The 17852-nt window shown below is 72.4% G+C and carries 17 protein-coding genes; 9 read left to right on the top strand and 8 right to left on the bottom strand.

The genetic code is table 11. The annotated features are described in order from the left end of the window. Positions 1-746, bottom strand: a 746-nt coding sequence (locus tag IG94_RS39125) for an SLATT domain-containing protein (protein WP_063763431.1), incomplete at its 3' end; no start/stop codon positions are given. Between the two features lie 281 nt (positions 747-1027). Here IG94_RS39125 and IG94_RS0135110 point away from each other — a divergent pair. From IG94_RS0135110 to IG94_RS0135095, 4 genes are all read left to right on the top strand, one after another. Next, positions 1028-1375, top strand: a complete 348-nt coding sequence (locus IG94_RS0135110) for a YbaB/EbfC family nucleoid-associated protein (protein ID WP_078535889.1) — start codon at positions 1028-1030, stop codon at positions 1373-1375. Between the two features lie 91 nt (positions 1376-1466). Continuing rightward, positions 1467-2066: a recombination mediator RecR gene (gene recR, locus IG94_RS0135105; protein WP_031047069.1), complete on the top strand. Its 600-nt coding sequence runs from the start codon at positions 1467-1469 to the stop codon at positions 2064-2066. Beyond that, the gene (locus tag IG94_RS0135100) at positions 2059-2718 is read left to right on the top strand and encodes a DUF5063 domain-containing protein (RefSeq protein WP_031047066.1); all 660 of its coding nucleotides are present in this window, start codon (positions 2059-2061) and stop codon (positions 2716-2718) included. The genes recR and IG94_RS0135100 overlap by 8 nt, the downstream gene beginning before the upstream one ends. A 156-nt stretch (positions 2719-2874) precedes the next feature. Then, complete coding sequence (locus IG94_RS0135095) at positions 2875-4101, top strand: cytochrome P450 (RefSeq protein WP_031047064.1); 1227 nt, start codon at positions 2875-2877, stop codon at positions 4099-4101. Between the two features lie 126 nt (positions 4102-4227). Here the strand turns inward: IG94_RS0135095 and IG94_RS0135090 are convergent, their stop codons facing one another. The 5 genes from IG94_RS0135090 to IG94_RS0135070 all read right to left on the bottom strand — a co-directional run bounded on the left by IG94_RS0135090 (position 4228) and on the right by IG94_RS0135070 (position 9033). After that, positions 4228-5490: a cytochrome P450 gene (locus IG94_RS0135090; protein WP_031047062.1), complete on the bottom strand. Its 1263-nt coding sequence runs from the start codon at positions 5488-5490 to the stop codon at positions 4228-4230. 11 nt (positions 5491-5501) lie between these two features. Next, complete coding sequence (locus IG94_RS0135085; RefSeq protein WP_031047059.1) at positions 5502-6134, bottom strand: GTP-binding protein; 633 nt, start codon at positions 6132-6134, stop codon at positions 5502-5504. After that, on the bottom strand, positions 6115-6471 hold the full coding sequence (locus tag IG94_RS0135080) for a DUF742 domain-containing protein (RefSeq protein ID WP_031047058.1): 357 nt from the start codon (positions 6469-6471) through the stop codon (positions 6115-6117). The genes IG94_RS0135085 and IG94_RS0135080 overlap by 20 nt, the downstream gene beginning before the upstream one ends. After that, complete coding sequence (locus IG94_RS0135075) at positions 6468-6887, bottom strand: roadblock/LC7 domain-containing protein (protein ID WP_031047057.1); 420 nt, start codon at positions 6885-6887, stop codon at positions 6468-6470. The genes IG94_RS0135080 and IG94_RS0135075 overlap by 4 nt, the downstream gene beginning before the upstream one ends. A gap of 286 nt (positions 6888-7173) precedes the next feature. Beyond that, on the bottom strand, positions 7174-9033 hold the full coding sequence (locus tag IG94_RS0135070) for a sensor histidine kinase (RefSeq protein ID WP_052411014.1): 1860 nt from the start codon (positions 9031-9033) through the stop codon (positions 7174-7176). A 731-nt stretch (positions 9034-9764) separates the two neighbouring features. Between IG94_RS0135070 and IG94_RS0135065 the strand changes: the two genes are divergently transcribed. The 4 genes from IG94_RS0135065 to IG94_RS39120 all read left to right on the top strand — a co-directional run bounded on the left by IG94_RS0135065 (position 9765) and on the right by IG94_RS39120 (position 14507). Beyond that, complete coding sequence (locus tag IG94_RS0135065; protein ID WP_031047053.1) at positions 9765-11057, top strand: aspartate kinase; 1293 nt, start codon at positions 9765-9767, stop codon at positions 11055-11057. After that, positions 11057-12178: an aspartate-semialdehyde dehydrogenase gene (locus IG94_RS0135060; protein ID WP_224326499.1), complete on the top strand. Its 1122-nt coding sequence runs from the start codon at positions 11057-11059 to the stop codon at positions 12176-12178. Before IG94_RS0135065 ends, IG94_RS0135060 begins: the two co-directional genes overlap by 1 nt. Positions 12179-12654: 476 nt before the next feature. Beyond that, entirely contained in the window at positions 12655-13230 is a 576-nt protein-coding gene (locus IG94_RS0135055) for a SigE family RNA polymerase sigma factor (protein ID WP_031047048.1), read from the top strand. Next, positions 13227-14507: a hypothetical protein gene (locus tag IG94_RS39120; protein WP_224326498.1), complete on the top strand. Its 1281-nt coding sequence runs from the start codon at positions 13227-13229 to the stop codon at positions 14505-14507. The genes IG94_RS0135055 and IG94_RS39120 overlap by 4 nt, the downstream gene beginning before the upstream one ends. Before the next feature lie 99 nt (positions 14508-14606). Here IG94_RS39120 and IG94_RS0135045 read toward each other — a convergent pair whose 3' ends face one another. Continuing rightward, positions 14607-15440, bottom strand: coding sequence for an SURF1 family protein (locus tag IG94_RS0135045; protein ID WP_224316916.1), 834 nt, complete (start codon positions 15438-15440; stop codon positions 14607-14609). 130 nt (positions 15441-15570) lie between these two features. Between IG94_RS0135045 and IG94_RS0135040 the strand changes: the two genes are divergently transcribed. Then, complete coding sequence (locus tag IG94_RS0135040; RefSeq protein WP_031047043.1) at positions 15571-17415, top strand: S9 family peptidase; 1845 nt, start codon at positions 15571-15573, stop codon at positions 17413-17415. A gap of 29 nt (positions 17416-17444) precedes the next feature. Here IG94_RS0135040 and IG94_RS0135035 read toward each other — a convergent pair whose 3' ends face one another. Continuing rightward, entirely contained in the window at positions 17445-17711 is a 267-nt protein-coding gene (locus IG94_RS0135035; protein WP_031047040.1) for a GlsB/YeaQ/YmgE family stress response membrane protein, read from the bottom strand. Positions 17712-17852: the final 141 nt, after the last annotated feature.

Raw genomic sequence — 17852 nt, 5'->3', positions numbered from 1 at the left:
GCCTCACCCCGCCCGACGGCCACCCCGCCGGAGGCAACCGCCCCCCACTGCAGCCCCAGCGGCGCGGCCCCCGCCCGGAAATCCACCATCCAGTCCGCCGTCTCGGCCCGCACCAGCTCCGTCACGTCCTCCGAGAACCGCCGCAGCACCAGCAGGCACCGCTCCGCCGCCTCGCTCGCCGTCCCCTCCGCCGGCCCCAGCACCTCCCGCACGCTCTCCGACGCCCAGTCGAACTGCAACGCCTGCAGCCGCCGCTGCACCGCCTGCGCCGTGGCCACGTCCCGCATCCACCCGGACGTGACCCCGAAGAACCGGTCGCCCGCCACGCACGCCACCGCGCACAGCAGCGCCAGATACCCCCAGGGCGCGGCACCGCCCGCCAACCCGGACATGTCGAGGAGCGGCAGCGCCACCCCGGCGACGGCCCCCGCCGCGCCCCCGCCCCGCAGCAGTACGGCGCCCCGCCGCTTCCACACCCGGCCCGCCAGGTACCAGGACGCCGTGTCCAGCGCGCCCTGCTCCACCCACCGGTACAGCTCGTCCAGCCGCTCAGCGGGCAGGGACCAGTCGCCGAGGGGAAGCGTCCGCCCGGTCAGATCACCCGGCCGCCGCGCGGCAGCCCCGGTGGCCCCGCCCGCATCCGCACCTGCACCCGCACCCCCACCACCGTCCTGCTCGTCCCGCCCTTCCCGTCCGCCCCGCTCGTCCCGCGGCGGCCTCTCGGGCTGCATCTCCGGCTGACCCACCCGGCACTCCCTCTAGCTCGCCCTGCTGCTCGCCCTGCCTGTTCGCCGTCCGCTCGCCGTCCGCTCGCCGTCCGCGAAGACCTCATGCGCGGACACCTTCCTACCGCCCAATGGGTGGCGAAAAAGCGAGTTCCGCCCGCTTTCCGCCAGGAAGGGGGCGTTGATCAGGTATAGGGCTGCCCCGACATCACTCGAAAGAGTGCTGGGGCGACGGCCGCCCGGAGCACGTAGGCTCGTGCCGAACGGCAAAACCGTACGACCGGAAGCGATGGGAGCTGAACGTGATCCCCGGTGGTGGCCAGCCCAACATGCAGCAGCTGCTCCAGCAGGCCCAGAAGATGCAGCAGGACCTGGCGAAGGCGCAGGAGGAACTGGCGCAGACGGAGGTCGACGGTCAGGCGGGCGGCGGCCTGGTGAAGGCCACCGTCACCGGCTCCGGCGAGCTGCGCGGCCTCGTGATCGACCCGAAGGCGGTGGACCCGGAGGACACCGAGACCCTCGCCGACCTGGTCGTCGCGGCCGTCCAGGCGGCCAACGAGAACGCGCAGAACCTCCAGCAGCAGAAGCTCGGCCCGCTGGCCCAGGGCCTCGGCGGCGGTGGCGCCGGCATCCCCGGTCTGCCCTTCTGAGCCCCCTGCTCCGCCCTTCCCGGGCTTCCTCGGACCGGCCGGAGCCATCTACCGTACGTAGTGCACGAACCTCAGGAAGGACGGCAGTCCGTTGTACGAAGGCGTGGTCCAGGACCTCATCGACGAGCTGGGGCGGCTGCCCGGCGTCGGTCCCAAGAGCGCGCAGCGGATCGCCTTCCACGTCCTGCAGGCCGAGCCGACCGACGTACGGCGGCTCGCGCAGGCCCTCATGGAAGTGAAGGCCAAGGTCCGCTTCTGCGCGACCTGTGGAAACGTCGCGCAGGAGGAGCAGTGCGCCATCTGCCGCGACCCGCGCCGCGACCCCGCGGTGATCTGCGTGGTGGAGGAGCCCAAGGACGTCGTCGCCATCGAGCGCACCCGTGAGTTCCGCGGGCGGTACCACGTGCTCGGCGGTGCGATCAGCCCGATCGACGGGGTCGGCCCCGACGATCTCCGCATCCGTGAGCTGCTCGCCCGCCTGGCGGACGGCACGGTCACGGAACTGATCCTGGCCACGGACCCGAACCTGGAGGGCGAGGCCACGGCCACGTACCTCGCCCGCATGATCAAGCCCATGGGCCTCAAGGTCACCCGCCTGGCCAGCGGCCTCCCGGTGGGCGGCGACCTGGAATACGCGGACGAGGTGACCCTCGGCCGCGCCTTCGAGGGGAGACGACTCCTAGATGTCTGACGCCACGCTGCACGCGACCGACCAGAACCCGGACGACTTCGCGGTCCAGATCGCCGACCAGATCGAGAGCTTCCTGGTGGCCGTCACGGAGGTCGCCAAGGGCGACGAGCCGGACTCGGCGGTCCCCTTCCTGCTCCTGGAGGTCTCCCAGCTGATGCTGGCCGGCGGCCGCCTGGGCGCCCACGAGGACATCGTCCCGGACGAGCGCTACGAGCCCGACCCGGGCCCGGAGCTGGACGTGGACGACATCCGCGAGAACCTGGCCCGCATCCTCGACCCGATCGACGTCTACTCCGAGGTCTTCGACCCCTACGAGCCGCGCAAGGCCCCGGTCCCGGCCCGGATCTCCCACGACCTCACCGACGTCATCACCGACCTGCGCCACGGCATGGTCCACTACAAGGCCGGCCGCCCCACCGAGGCCCTGTGGTGGTGGCAGTTCTCCTACTTCTCCAACTGGGGTTCCACGGCGTCCGCGACCCTGCGCGCGCTCCAGTCGGTCGTCGCCCACGTCCGCCTGAACCAGCCCCTGGCCGCCCTCGACGGCCTCGACACCGACGAGGACCTCGGCGACGACACCCTGGAGTCGGAGGCCGGCCGGGTCATGGTGGAGGAGATCGCGAACCCGCTGGGGCTGCGGCAGCTGAGGTAACCGGCGTCGTGGCGCGAACCGACCGGCGTCGTGGCGCGAACCGACCGGTGCCGCGGCGGAACCGACCGGTGTTCCGGGCGGATGGAGGGTGTACTGGCCATCCAATGATCAACTACTGTGAGCGGCAAGCCGGTTACTCAGCCCTCAGGGAGTCTCATGTCCGCCGCTCAGCAGGTCCCCGACATCCTCTCGCCCGAGTTCGCCGCACGCCCCTACGACGCCTACCGCGCCATGCGGGAGCACGCCCCCCTCTTCTGGCACGAGGCCACCCAGAGCTGGATCGTGTCCCGGTACGAGGACGTGGAGCGCGTCTTCAAGGACCGCAAGGGCGAGTTCACCACCGACAACTACGAGTGGCAGCTCGAACCCGTACACGGCAAAACGATCCTCCAACTCAGCGGGCGGGAGCACGCGGTGCGGCGCGCGCTGGTCGCCCCGGCGTTCCGCGGCAGCGAGCTGCAGGACAAGTTCACGCCGGTGATCGAGCGCAACTCCCGTGAGCTGATCGACGCGTTCCGGCACACCGGCTCGGCCGACCTGGTGACCGACTACGCGACCCGCTTCCCGGTCAACGTGATCGCGGACATGCTGGGCCTGGACAAGGCCGACCACCCGCGCTTCCACCGCTGGTACACGGCCGTCATCGCCTTCCTCGGCAACCTGTCGGGCGACGCCGGCGTGACGGAGGCCGGGGAGCGCACGCGGGTCGAGTTCGCCGAGTACATGCTCCCGATCATCCAGCAGCGCCGCGAGGAGCCGGGCGACGACCTGCTCTCCGTCCTGTGCGCCGCGGAGGTCGACGGCGTCAAGATGAGCGACGAGGACATCAAGGCGTTCTGCAGCCTGCTGCTGGCGGCCGGCGGTGAGACCACGGACAAGGCGATCGCCTCCATCTTCACCAACCTCCTCCAGAACCCCGAGCAGTTGGCGGCGGTGCGCGAGGACCGCTCCCTCATCCCCCGCGCCTTCGCCGAGACGCTGCGGTACACGCCGCCGGTGCACATGATCATGCGTCAGTCGGCCGGCGAGGTCGCGCTCAGCACCGGCTCCATACCGGCCGGCGCCACCGTGACCTGCCTGATCGGCGCCGCCAACCGGGACGAGGAGCGGTACCGGGACCCGGAGCGGTTCGACATCTTCCGCGACGACCTGACGGCGACCAACGCCTTCACGGCCGCCGCCGACCACCTCTCCTTCGCGCTGGGCCGCCACTTCTGCGTCGGCGCGCTGCTCGCGAAGGCCGAGGTCGAGGTCGGCATCGACCACCTGCTGGACGCCATGCCCGACGTCCGCCTCGCCGAGGGCGCCGAGCCGGCGGAGCAGGGCATCTTCACCCGCGGCCCGCAGGCCCTGCCGGTGCGCTTCACCCCCGCCGCGGCCTGACCCGTACGGCACCCGTCCCGGGCCGGAGGACTCCGGCCCGGTCGGTGCCCCTCGGCCCACCACCGGCCGGCACGCCACCGGTCAGCAGACCGCCGGCTGGTGCGTCACCGGTCAGTGCACCACCGGTCAGTGCACGACCGGCGTGAACTCCACCGGCAGCGAGGCCAGTCCCCGCATCCAGATCGACGGACGCCAGGTGAGTTCCTCCGGGGCCACGGCGAGCACCAGGTCGGGCAGGCGCTCCAGGAGCGTCTCCACCGCCGTACGGGCGACGACGTCGGCCAGCTGCGGCGCCGGGAAGGGGCACCGGTGCTCGCCGCTGCTGAACGACAGGTGCGCGGCGTTCTCCGCCCCGACGTGGCCCTCGGGCCAGATCTGCGGGTCGGTGTTGGCCGCGGCCAGGCCCAGCACGACGCAGTCGCCCGCCTGGATCCGCCGCCCCCCGAGCTGGGTGTCGCGCACGGCCCAGCGGCCGATGAAGTTCTGCGTGGGCGTGTCGAGCCAGAGGACCTCGTTCAGCGCCTCGCCCACACTGAGCCGGCCGCCCGACACGCTCACCGCGAAACGCTCGTCGGTGAGCAGCAGCCGGAGCGTGTTGCAGATCCAGTTGGCGGTCGGCTGCTGGGCCGCGGCGATCACGGTGATCAGGTCCTGGACGAGTTCCTCCTCGCTCAGTCCGGCCGGGTGGTGCAGCATCACCGAGGTGATGTCCGAGCCCGGCCGCTCCCGCTTGTCGGCGATCAGCCGCTGGATCCGCTCGCCCACCCGCGCGTACGCGGCCACCGGGTCGTCGCCCTCGGCGGCGTCCAGGGAGACGCGCAGGTCGGCCACCATCCGCTGGGTGTCGTCGCCCGAGTGCGGCATGCCGATCATGGCGAGCGTGGCGCGCATCGCCAGTTCGTGCGTGTACACGCTCATCAGCTCGGCCTCGCCGCTGCCGGCGAACGACGCGATGAGCTGGTCGGCGATCTGCCGGCACTCGCGCGCCAGCTGGAACTGGTCGATGCCCTCCAGTGCCTCGGTGATGACCCCGGCGCGCCGCTGGTGCTCCTCGCCCTCGGCGAACAGCACGGAGGGCTGGTAGCCGACGAACGGCAGCAGCGGCCAGTCCTCGGGGATGTTCGCCCACTGGTTCCAGCGCCGCGAGTCGCGGGCGAACAGCTCGTCGTTGGCGGTGACGTAGCTGAGCTCGGAGTAGCCGAGGACCAGCCAGGCGGGGATGTCCCCGTCGAGCAGCACGGGCGCCACCGCGCCGTGCTCCCTGCGCAGCGACCGGTACAGCTGCGAGGGCGTCTGCTGGTACTCCAGGCCGCCCAGCCGCACGCCGCCCGCGTGCGCGGGGCACCCCGGGGGAGCCTCCTGCGGAGGCAGGGATCCGGTGTCGGTCACGGTGTCATCTCCTACTGGGCCTGCGGGGTCTGCGCGGCCTGCTGGGCCAGGGACATCTCGTAGAGGTGGTCCACGAGGGCGATCAGGACGTCCTTGCCCGACGAGCGGACCCTCGCGTCGCAGTCGACGAGCGGCACGTGCTCGGGCAGGGCGAGCGCCTGCCGGATCTCGTCGAGCGAGTACCGCTCCGGCTCGTCGTCGAAGCGGTTGACGGCCACCACGAATGGCGTGCGGTGGTGTTCGAGCCGGTCGATCGCGTACCAGGAGTCGTCCATCCGGCGGGTGTCGACGAGGACGACCGCGCCGAGGGTGCCGGAGAAGAGCCGGTCCCACAGGAACCAGAACCGCTCCTGGCCCGGCGCGCCGAACAGGTACAGGACCATGCTCCGGCTGAGGCTGATCCGGCCGAAGTCGAAGGCGACCGTCGTGGTGGTCTTCGACGACACCTGGTGCGTCTCGTCGACGCCGACCCCCGCCTGCGTCATCACCTCTTCGGTGTTGAGCGGGCGGATCTCGCTGACCGAGCGGACCAGGGTGGTCTTGCCGGCTCCGAAGCCACCCACGATGACGATCTTCAGGCCCGTCTCGGCGGCGTCGGACAGGGGCGTGCGCAGGGACGGCACCTCAGAGGTTGCGGAGTCCATGCAGCACCTCCTTGAGCAGGTCGGTGTCGGGGAGGGAGGCGGCGGACCGCGTGGAAGGCGGATGACGGGCGCTGATGCGTCCGGTGGCGAGGAGGTCGCCGAGCAGGATGCGCACCACCGTGATCGGCAGCTTCATCTCCGCGGCGACCTCCACGAGCGCGGTCGGATGCCGGCACATCTCCAGGATCCGCACGTGCTCCGACTGCATTCCGGCGGTCGGTTCGCACTCGGTGACCACTAACGTGACCAGGTCGAACGAGTCGTCGGTACGGGTGCGACCGCCCGTGACCATGTAGAGCCGGTCGGGGTCGCCGGTGTCCACGGGCTTGCGCGTCACGACGCGGCACTCCCCTGGGCGCCCCCGCGCGGTTCGGCCCTGAGGTGGTCGCCGATCTGGTCGATGAACTCGGTCATCTGGTGGCCCACGACGCCGGGGTCGGCGCTCTCCTCGGCGAGGACGGCCAGGTGGGCGCCGGCGCCCGCCTGCACGATGAAGAGCTGGCCGCCGTGGAACTCGGTCATGGAGTGCCGGACGCCGCCGCTCCCGTCGCCGAACTCCACGGACGCGCCCTGGGCGAGGGCCTGCATGCCCGAGCAGATGGCGGAGAGCTGGTCGGCCTGGTCGAGCGTCAGATGATCGGACCAGCACAGTTTCAGGCCGTCCCGGGACAGGACCAGGCCGTGCCGGGCGCCGGGGATCTTCTTCAGAAGGCCCTGCAGGAGCCAGAGCAGGCTGTTGTCGGTGGTCTGCATGTGGGTGATGGGACGGTGGGGCCCGAAGGCCCCGGGCACCGGCCCGTTCCTCCAATCTCACGAGCTGTAACGCTGTAGCGGGAAGCTGAGCGGAACGAGGACGCCGTGGTCCCGCGTCCGATGGGTCCGACGGGTCCGACGGGTCCCGGGGTTCCAGGGGGTCCGAGGGGTCCAGCGGGTCCGAGGGTTCCGGAAGGCCGGAGAGCCGAAGCCGTGGAGTCCGTGGAGCCCGTGGAGTCCGTGGAGCCCGTGGAGTCCGGGGCCGTGGAGTCCGTGGCCCCGGGATCTAGGGGGCGGGTGGCTCGGAGTCGCTCCCCGGCAGGTCGGGCAGGTCGATTCCGGTGCCGGACGTGTCCGTGCCCTCGGCGGACTTGCGCCCGCTGTGGAAGGCGCCGAAGCGCGCGCCCGCGTTGCGCGTGGGGGAGGGGGCCGGACCCGGCTCGCCCCGCGAACCCGCGGGCCCGCCCGGGGCCTGGCGCTGTGCGCGGTCCCGGTCGGCGTCGGCCATCGTGCGGCCGGGGGCGCGCACGGGCAGGCCGTTCGGCGTGGCCGGCCGGGGGCGGCGCGGCGCGTCGAGGCCGGGGCCCTCCGCGGCGGCGGACCGGGCCGGCTCGTCCGGCCTCCCGGCGGCGGGCCGTACGTCGGGCCCGGCGCCGGCGGGCTGCTCGGGGGCCGGTCGCACGGCGCTTCCGGTGACTGTCTCGTCCATCGCGGAGTGCGCCTCCTGCACGGGCTCTGCGGGGCCGGGGACCACGGGCGCCGCCGTCCGGCGCGGCGCCGCCTCCGCCGGCCCGGGTTCGCGCCGCTGGGCCAGCAGCTGGGGAGGAAGCAGTACGACGACGCCGGTGCCGCCGCGGGAGGACGGCCGGTAGTTGACGCTGACGCCGTACCGGACGCTCAGGCCGCCGACCACGGCCAGGCCGAGGCGGGTGCCCTGCAGCTCGGCGAGGTCGGTCCGCTTGCCCGACACGGCCTCCTCCGCCCGCCGCATCGCCGCGCCGGCCATCTTCAGGCCGCTGTCCTCGATGGTGACGACGATGCCCGCGCTGTGCTCGTCGACGTAGACGTGGACCTCGTCGATGGGCGGCGAGAAGTTCGCCGCGTTGTCCATGAGTTCGGCGAGCAGGTGCATGATGCCCTCGGCGGCGAACCCGGAGATCGCGGCCTTCGTCGAGCAGTGCAGCCGCACGCGGTGGTAGGCCGCGATCCGGCCGGCCGCGCCGCGCAGGATGCTCTCCATCACGATGGGCTTGTTCCACGCGCGGCTGGACCGGCCGCCCATCAGGAGCGCCAGCCGGTCGGTCATCAGGCCGAGCTGCGAGGTGCTGTGGTCCAGGTTGAGCAGGTCGCCGAAGACGTCTTCACCGTGCCGCTCCTGCATCTCGCGCAGGTCGGCGAGCATGCTGACGGTCTTGGCCTGGACGCGGCTCAGCGCCTTCGCCGAGGCGGCCCGCGCGACGGCGGCCCGCCGCTCGCTGACGGCGAGTTCGCGGACGAAGGCGTCGACCGGCTCCCGCAGCGGGGAGGACGACGCGAGGCCCCACCGGGCCAGCACGGTGTCGGCGGAGCCGCCGTCCTGCAACTCCGCGACCGCGGCGGGCAGGATCTCCCGCGTCAGCCGCTCGATCTCCTCGTGGACGCCGGCCAGCGCCTGCTGGGCACGCAGCCGTTCGGCGTCCAGGGCGGCGGCGCGCTGCGCGGCCTGCTCGATGGCGGAGGCGAAGACCTGCACGACCTGGCGGAGTTGGGCGTCGCTGGGCTGCGCCACCTTCGCGAGGGTGTCGTCCGCGGGCGCGCCGTCGCGCAGCCGGGTCACCAGGGCCGGCACGGTGACGTTGACCAGGTGGGCCGACTCCGCCAGCTGCTGGCCCGACAGTGCGGTCAGCCGCTCGACCTCGGCGTCCTTCGCGGCGGTCGCCCGGCGGGCCCGCTTCAGCAGCAGGTGGTGGACGACGAGGGCGACCGCGAGGCACAGCCACCCGGCGCCGGCGGTGGCGCCCGTCCAGGTGCGGGCCGTGTTCGGTGCCGCCGCCACCACCGCGCCCACGCCCGCGGCGGCCAGCAGCAGCACGGTCGCCGGTACGGCCAGCGAGGTGTGGAGGACTTCAGTCGGCCGACTCCGACGGGGTGGTGCAGTCAGGGGCATTCCGCGATTCCTCGGTCCTCGAGAGGGGGGTGAAGGCCGGTCGACACGATGGCCTTCCCGAAGCGAGAGTGGTGCGATTATCGGATTCGAATCCAGTCGCCGATGGTAGTCATGTCCGCGGGGTCGGCGATATCCGGGCTGCGGATCGCCGCAAAGCCGCACTGTCGCAATACCGTTGCCGCTGCCGCCCGCCGTGCCTGGCGGCAGCCCGGTGTGTTTGCCGAGTTCAACGACGCGTGGGCGCCCGCCTGTTCGCGCCACGGGACTCCGCGGGCGCCGCCGCACCGCGGCCGGCCGCTCTCCGGAACGTCGATTTCCAGTTGAGATCGCGCGCTCCCCGCGGCTGCCGGACCGGAAGGTGCACAAGGAAATCACAAGTCCGACACGAGCTGACCACGCGAAGCGGACAAGTGGATTTTTTGTACTTCGGCACACCTCTGCGCAAATGTCGCTACGAGGAGTCCGCGAGCGTGTGCCAGGGGTGACATTCTCCTCGGGTGCGTGCCGGTACCCCCGCGCGGGCGACCGTGAACCGGCGGCACCTTGTGAACGTGTGACACGGGGCACTTTCCCGAGTGACCCGCGCCGCGATGGGCATGAGCCAGCCTGAGCGAGTACCCGGGTCTCACCATGCGACACCGCAGGGACGAAACCCGGACGCTCGGTAAAATGAGCCGACCGCAGTACATATACGTACGTGCGGTAAGAGACGGATTGAGCGAGGAGCGCACGTGGGCCTTGTCGTGCAGAAGTACGGAGGCTCCTCCGTAGCCGATGCCGAGGGCATCAAGCGCGTCGCCAAGCGGATCGTGGAAGCGAAGAAGAACGGCAACCAGGTGGTCGCCGTCGTTTCCGCGATGGGCGACACGACGGACGAGCTGATCGATCTCGCGGAGCAGGTGTCTCCTATCCCCTCCGGGCGGGAACTCGACATGCTGCTGACCGCCGGGGAGCGCATGTCCATGGCGCTGCTGGCCATGGCCATCAAGAACCTGGGCCACGAGGCGCAGTCCTTCACCGGGAGCCAGGCCGGAGTCATCACCGACTCGGTGCACAACAAGGCCCGGATCATCGACGTGACGCCGGGGCGCATCCGGACCTCGGTGGACGACGGCAACGTCGCCATCGTCGCCGGTTTCCAGGGCGTCAGCCAGGACAGCAAGGACATCACCACGCTGGGCCGCGGCGGCTCCGACACCACGGCCGTGGCCCTCGCCGCCGCGCTCGACGCGGACGTCTGCGAGATCTACACCGACGTGGACGGGGTCTTCACCGCCGACCCGCGTGTGGTGAGCAAGGCGAAGAAGATCGACTGGATCTCCTTCGAGGACATGCTGGAGCTCGCGGCCAACGGTTCCAAGGTGCTCCTCCACCGCTGTGTGGAGTACGCCCGCCGGTACAACATCCCGATCCACGTCCGGTCCAGCTTCAGCGGACTGCAGGGCACGTGGGTCAGCAGCGAGCCGATCAAGCAGAAGCAAGGGAAGCAAGGGGAAAAGCAGGTGGAGCAGGCCCTCATCTCCGGTGTCGCGCACGACACCTCGGAGGCCAAGATCACGGTCGTCGGCGTGCCGGACAAGCCGGGTGAGGCGGCCTCGATCTTCCGCGCCATCGCCGACGCCGAGGTCAACATCGACATGGTCGTGCAGAACGTGTCGGCGGCCTCCACCGGCCTGACGGACATCTCCTTCACCCTCCCCAAGAGCGAGGGCCGCAAGGCCATCGACGCGCTGGAGAAGAACCGCGCCGGCATCGGCTTCGACTCGCTGCGCTACGACGACCAGATCGGCAAGATCTCCCTGGTCGGCGCGGGCATGAAGAGCCACCCGGGCGTCACCGCCGACTTCTTCACCGCGCTCTCCGACGCCGGGGTGAACATCGAGCTGATCTCGACCTCCGAGATCCGTATCTCGGTCGTCACCCGCAAGGACGACGTGAACGAGGCCGTGCGCGCCGTGCACAGCGCCTTCGGGCTCGACTCCGACAGTGACGAGGCAGTCGTGTACGGAGGCACCGGGCGCTGATGTCCGACACCGGACGCGACGGGCGGGACGAACGCGGCGGACGTGACGGCTGTACCGGCCGGGACGGCCGCGCCGGACGGCCCACGCTCGCCGTCGTGGGCGCGACCGGTGCCGTCGGCTCGGTCATGCTCCAGATCCTGTCCCAGCACGCGGACGTCTGGGGCGACATCCGCCTGATCGCCTCCCCGCGCTCGGCCGGCCGCAAGCTGGCCGTGCGCGGGGAGCAGATCGAGGTGGTGGCGCTCGCCGAGGAGGCCTTCGACGGGGTCGACGTCGCCATGTTCGACGTACCCGACGAGGTCGCCGCCCAGTGGGCGCCCGTCGCCGCCGCCAAGGGCGCGGTGGTGGTCGACAACTCCGGCGCGTTCCGGATGGACCCGGACGTGCCGCTGGTCGTGCCCGAGGTCAATCCGCACGCCGCGCGGATGCGGCCGCGCGGGATCGTCGCCAACCCGAACTGCACGACGCTGTCCATGATCGTGGCGCTCGGCGCGCTGCACGCCGAGTTCGGGCTGCGCGAGCTGGTCGTCTCCTCGTACCAGGCCGTCAGCGGCGCCGGACGGGACGGCGTGGACACCCTGCGCCGGCAGCTGTCGCTGGTGGCCGGGACCCAGCTGGGCACCAGCCCCGGCGACGTGCGGCGGGCCGTCGGCGACGGCACCGGGCCGTTCCCGGAGCCGGTCGCGCTGAACGTCGTACCGTGGGCCGGCTCGCTGCGGGAGGACGGCTGGTCGTCGGAGGAGATGAAGGTGCGGGACGAGTCCCGCAAGATCCTCGGACTGCCGCGGCTGCCCGTGGCGGTGACCTGTGTCCGGGTCCCGGTGGTCACCACCCACTCGCTGACCGTGCACGCCCGCTTCGAGGGCGAGGTCTCCGTCGAGGGGGCGCGCGAGATCCTGGCGACCGCGCCCGGCGTCGTCCTGTTCGACAACCCGGCCGCGGGGGAGTTCCCCACCCCGGCCGACGCCGTCGGCACCGACCCGACCTGGGTGGGACGGGTACGGCGAGCCCTGGACGACCCGACCGCGCTCGAACTGTTCGTCTGCGGCGACAACTTGCGCAAGGGCGCCGCGCTGAACACCGCTCAGATCGCGGAGCTGGTGGCGGCGGAGTTGGGCTGAGCCGGAGGTCCCGCGGAGACAAAAGTCCTGGCCGACGTGGGTCTCCTTTGTAGAATCCGTGTGCGAGATGTGATCCGGAAGTTGGTCCGGACTACTTGTACCCGGCACCCGAACCGTCAGAGGATTTCCTCCCCGCCCTCCGCAACCGCGCGAGCGGCGGGGAGCGTCTTTGCGGTCACCATTCGGGCCGCGGGGGCGCATGGGTCGGCGTGGGGACGCCGAGGACGGGCGTGGGGACGCCGGTTCACATGGGACACAGGGGAAGAGCGGACGATGAGGGCCTATGACGCACCGTCAGCCGGGTGGCTGCCCGGGGGAGACAGGAACGTGACGCCCGGCACGTACAACCCTCACGGGGGCGAGCGTGTCCAACAGGCGTGGCAGAGGTACTCGAATTCACCGCAGGGGCGCGGAGCACGGCGCTGCGCCCACCCGTCCGGTCCGTCCGTCCCCGTGTGGCCGGCCCGGCCGGTGGCATGCCGGTGATCGCGCCCATGCCCGCAGCGCGGCCGGCCCGCATCTCGAACCAGCGCGACGGCGCGGAGGAGGCGGCGGCGGAGGGTACTTCAGTCGACCACCTCACCGAAACCTACCGGGCGCACTACCGGTCGCTGCTCGGTCTCGCCGCCCTCCTCCTCGACGACACGGCCTCCTGCGAGGACGTCGTCCAGGAGGCCTTCATACGCGTGCACTCGGCCCGCAAACGCGTCCGCGACCCGGAGAAGACCCTGGCGTATCTGCGCCAGACCGTCGTCAACCTGTCGCGCTCGGCGCTGCGCCGCCGCATCCTCGGTCTCAAGCTGCTGTCCAAGCCGATGCCGGACATGGCGAGCGCGGAGGAGGGCGCCTACGACCAGTTGGAGCGCGACTCCCTGATCAAGGCGATGAAGGGGCTCCAGCGCCGCCAGCGCGAGGTCCTGGTCCTGCGCTACTTCGCCGACATGACCGAGGCACAGGTCGCCGGGACGCTCGGCATATCGTTGGGCTCGGTCAAGGCGTACGGTTCGCGCGGGATCGCGGCGCTCAGGGTGGCCATGGAGGCGCCGGCATGAGTGACGGCAACGACGCGCGGCGCGACGCCCGCGATGCCGACGACACCCACGGCGCCGACGACGTCCGCGAGGCGGAGGTCGTGGACGCGGACCAGCAGTCGAAGCACACGCACACCGGGAACGGAACTGTGAACCACGGCCCCGCCGACCAGGGCTCCGACCCGCAGGCCGGCTCCGAACCGGAGGAACCGGTCCTGCCGGACACCGACACCCGGAGCGGCCCGGACGGTCCCGACGGTGGTGCGGGTGGTGGCGGCGGTCTCGACGCCGACGAACTGGCGTTGCGGCGGATGCTGCAGAGGGTCGTCCAGGACGTGCGCCCCGGTGACGGCAGTCTGGAGCACCTGCGGCGCGCGGTGCCCGCCCGGCGTGCGCGCAAGCGGCAGGCCGTCGTCGGTGCGGCGGCCGCGGCCCTCTTCCTCGGCACCGCGGTCCCGGCCCTCGTACACGTCTCCAACTCCACCGGCCGGGACGCCGACCCGTCCGTCGCGGGCAACGCCTCGCAGGCCCAGGGCGGCGCTTCCCAGGGCAAGGACCCGGCCGGCGGCCAGAGCGGCGTGGCCGGTTCCGGGGAGAAGACCGAGGGCGGGGACAGGACCGGCCCCACCGAGACGCCGGGCGACAAGGAGAGCGGCTCCGCGCGGGGCTCGGCCCCCGGCGTCGAACCCTCCGCCAGCACCGCCGCCGACGTCCCCGCGTGCACGGCGAGGCAGCTCGGACCGGCCGAGGTCGCGAGCATCGCCGAGCCCGACTCCGTGGGCGTGGTCTACGGCTCCTTCCGCGTCGCCAACGTCTCCTCGGCGGGCTGCACCGTCACGGACCCTGGCAGCGTTGTCACCACCTCGCTGGGTACGGCGGACACCTCCAGGATCGGCACGGCGCGGCACGCGGCCGGGGACGCGGCGGCCGGACTGCCCGACCCGTCGATGGAGACCGCCTCGCTGTCCCTGGCGCCCGCCTCCTCCTACGAGGTGCAGTTCGCCTGGGTGCCCTCGGAGACCTGCGCGACGCCGGGCGGCGGCAACGGCGGCGATGCGGGCGGGCCCACGGCCGACCCCTCGCCCACCGGGGACACGTCCGCGGCGGGCGGCACCTCCACGGCCGGGTCCGAGGCCGGGCCCACGACCCAGCTGCTCACCAAGGACGGTCCCGCCGACGGCAGCGTGTCGGTGACGTACCGGCCGGCGGGCGGTTCGGGGCCGGCGACGGCGACCGTGTCCAACGCGTGCGCGGGGACCGTGTACTGGACGGGCGTGCTGGCGGGGACGGGCTCGTAGCGTTCGTCCGGCGGACGGTGTCCGGCGCGCGGAATCCGGCGCCCGGCGTCCGACGGACGGGGTCCGGCGTTCGCGGTCTCGCTGTGGCGTGGTGCCGCGTCAGGCGTGGGACGGACTGGGGCGCGCTTCCCGGTCGGAGCCCTCCCCGGCTGCCGCGTCCTCGTCGTCCTCGTCGTCCGCGACCAGGCCCAGCTCCGCGTCGCGGGCGAGCTCGACCTCGCGGCGCAGCAGGCGGAACCACATGAAGATCACGAACCCGACGAAGGCGAACCACTCGGCGGTGTAGCCGAGGTTCTGGAAGGCCTTCAGGTCGAGGCCCGTGCCCTGCGGCGCGCTCACCGGGACGGCCCGCATGCCGGAGTCGCCCTCGTTCAGCGTGACCCACGCGTCGTAGACGTCGTACGGGACCAAGTTCAGGAGCGTGGCCGCACTGATCGCGCCGGTCTGGCCGGCCGGCCAGCCGGAGCGGCCGCTGACGCCGTTGCTGCCGGCGGACTCGGCGGCCTGGAGGGCCCCGGTGACGGTGACCTCGCCGGTGGGCGGGGCGGGGGCCTTCGCCGCGTCGGGCTCGCCCGGCAGCCAGCCGCGCACGACCGGCAGGGCCTCGCCCCCGTCGGTGCGCAGCAGGGTGAGGACGTAGAAGCCCTCCCGGTCGTCCAGCTTGCGCTCGGGGACGAGCAGCTGGTCGTCGTAGTGGCCGGTGACCGTGGTCTGCCTGCCGACCGTCGCCTTGTCCACGGGGAGCATCCCGGTCAGCGGGCGTGCCGCCTCCCGGCCCGCGGAATCCTGCTGCGTGGAGGCGGTCTCGTGGTCCTGCACCCGGTCCTCGAAGCGGCCCAGCTGCCAGGACCCCATGAAGATGCAGAAGGGGATGGCCAGGACGACGAAGACGTTGATCCCCCACCATCGGGGCGTCAGCAGAAACCGGTACACGCCCTCCACGGTACGGTGCACGCCCGCGCGCCCCTCCCGCGGGGCTGTGGAAAACGTGCGGGCGAACGAGTTGTCCACAGGCTGGGGATCCCGTCGGCGCGTTGTCGGCCGGTCGGGGCAGTATGGGGCCATGACTGAGAGCAACGGGCAGGCACAGGACCGGCAGGCACAGGGCCGGGAGGCGCAGGACGGGCAGGTGCCCGACTGGGAGAAGCGGTTCCGGGCGCCGAGGGTGTCGCTGCCCGACTGGGCGGAGGACGCCCCCGACCGCGCCCTGTTCGTGTCGAACGTGACGGGGACCTACGAGCTGTACGCCTGGGACCGGTCGAGCGGCGAGCAGCGCCAGGCCACGGACCGGCCCAACGGCACCACGGACGGGGCGCTCTCGCCGGACGGCGACTGGATCTGGTGGTTCGACGACAAGGACGGCGACGAGTTCGGCGTCTGGCGTCGCCAGCCCTTCGCGGGCGGCGCGGACGAGGCGGCCGTGCCGGGCCTCGACCCCTCCTACCCGGCGGGCCTGGCGCTGGGCCGGGACGGGCGTACGGCGGTGGTCGGCCGGTCCACGGACGAGGAGGGCACGACGATCCACCTCGCCCGCCGGGACGCGGGCGACCCGGTGGAGATCTACCGGCACCGCGAGTCGGCGGGCGTCGGCGACCTCTCCCACGACGGCACCCTGATCGCGATCGAGCACACCGAGCACGGCGACGCCATGCACTCGGCGCTGCGTGTGCTGCGGGCCGACGGTTCGACCGTCGCCGAGCTGGACGACACCCGGGGCGGTGAGGAGGAGCTGGGTCTGGAGGTGCTCGGTTTCGCGCCGGTCGACGGCGACACCCGCCTGCTCGTCGGCCACCAGCGCCGGGGCCGCTGGGAGCCGCTGGTGTGGGACGTGGCGACGGGGGAGCAGACCGACCTCGCGCTGGAGCTGCCCGGCGACGTGAGCGCCGAGTGGTACCCGGACGGCAGCGGGCTGCTGGTCGTGCACGGCTTCGAGGCCCGCAGCGAGCTGTTCCGGTACGACTTCGCCGAGCGCGGACTGACCGAGATCGAGACCCCCGCGGGCACCGTCTCCGGGGCGACGGCCCGTCCCGACGGCACCGTGGAGTACCTGTGGTCCTCGGCCGCCGAGCCGTCCGCCGTGCGCTCCACCGCCGGCCGGGTCGTCCTGGACCCGCCCGGCCCGAAGTCGCCGCGTTCCGTCCCGGTGGAGGACGTGTGGGTGGAGGGTCCGGGCGGCCGCATCCACGCCCTGGTCCAGAAGCCGGCCGGGGTGAGCGGCCCGCTCCCGACGGTCTTCGACATCCACGGCGGACCGACCTGGCACGACAGCGACTCCTTCGCCGCGGGCCCGGCCGCATGGGTCGACCACGGGTACGCGGTGGTCCGGGTCAACTACCGGGGCTCCACCGGGTACGGACGCGCGTGGACCGACGCCCTCAAGCACCGGGTGGGCCTGATCGAGCTGGAGGACATCGCGGCGGTGCGCGAGTGGGCGGTCGCGTCGGGGCTCGCGGACCCCGGCCGCCTGATCCTCACCGGCGGTTCCTGGGGCGGTTACCTCACGCTCCTCGGCGTCGGCAGGCAGCCGGGGGCGTGGGCGCTGGGCATCGCCGCCGTCCCCGTCGCCGACTACGTCACGGCGTACCACGACGAGATGGAGGGGCTGAAGGCCATGGACCGCACCCTGCTCGGCGGCACCCCCGAGGAGGTGCCCGAGCGCTTCGAGGCGTCGTCCCCGCTGACCTACGTCGACGACGTCAAGGCCCCCGTCTACATCTCGGCCGGTGTCAACGACCCGCGCTGCCCGATCCGCCAGGTGGAGAACTACGTCGAGCGACTGGAGGCCAGGGGCGCGGCCCACGAGGTCTACCGCTACGACGCGGGCCACGGGTCCCTGGTGGTCGAGGAGCGCATCAAGCAGGTCCGCCTGGAGCTGGACTTCGCGGCGAGGCACCTGCCCGGGGCCTGACGGCTCGGGCCCGGTGCGGGGACGGCCGGTCAGTCGCGGGAGTTGCCGAACAGGAGGCGGTAGCCGATGAGCAGGACGAGGGAGCCGCCGATCGCCGCTCCCCAGGTGGTCAGGTCGAAGAACTCCTTCTGCACCGGGCGGTCGAAGAAGCGCGCGGACAGCCAGCCGCCGAGGAAGGCGCCGGCGACGCCGATGAGGGTGGTGCCGATCAGCCCGCCCGGGTCGCGGCCGGGCAGCAGGATTTTGGCGATGGCCCCGGCCACCAGTCCCAGGATGATCCAGCCGATGATGCCCATGTCGGTTCCTCCGCACGCGTTTTCGGACTGCCCGGCGGACCGCCCGGCAGATTGCTTGATTGCGCAACCCTATTAGTCAGAGAGGACGCGGGAACAGGCCGGACGGTTGCGGGGGACCGCGGGACCCGCGGGACCCGCCGC

It is taken from the genome of Streptomyces olivaceus (genome assembly GCF_000721235.1).
GTDB classification, from domain to species: Bacteria; Actinomycetota; Actinomycetes; order Streptomycetales; family Streptomycetaceae; genus Streptomyces; species Streptomyces olivaceus.
This window is presented reverse-complemented; position numbering and strand designations above follow the sequence as displayed.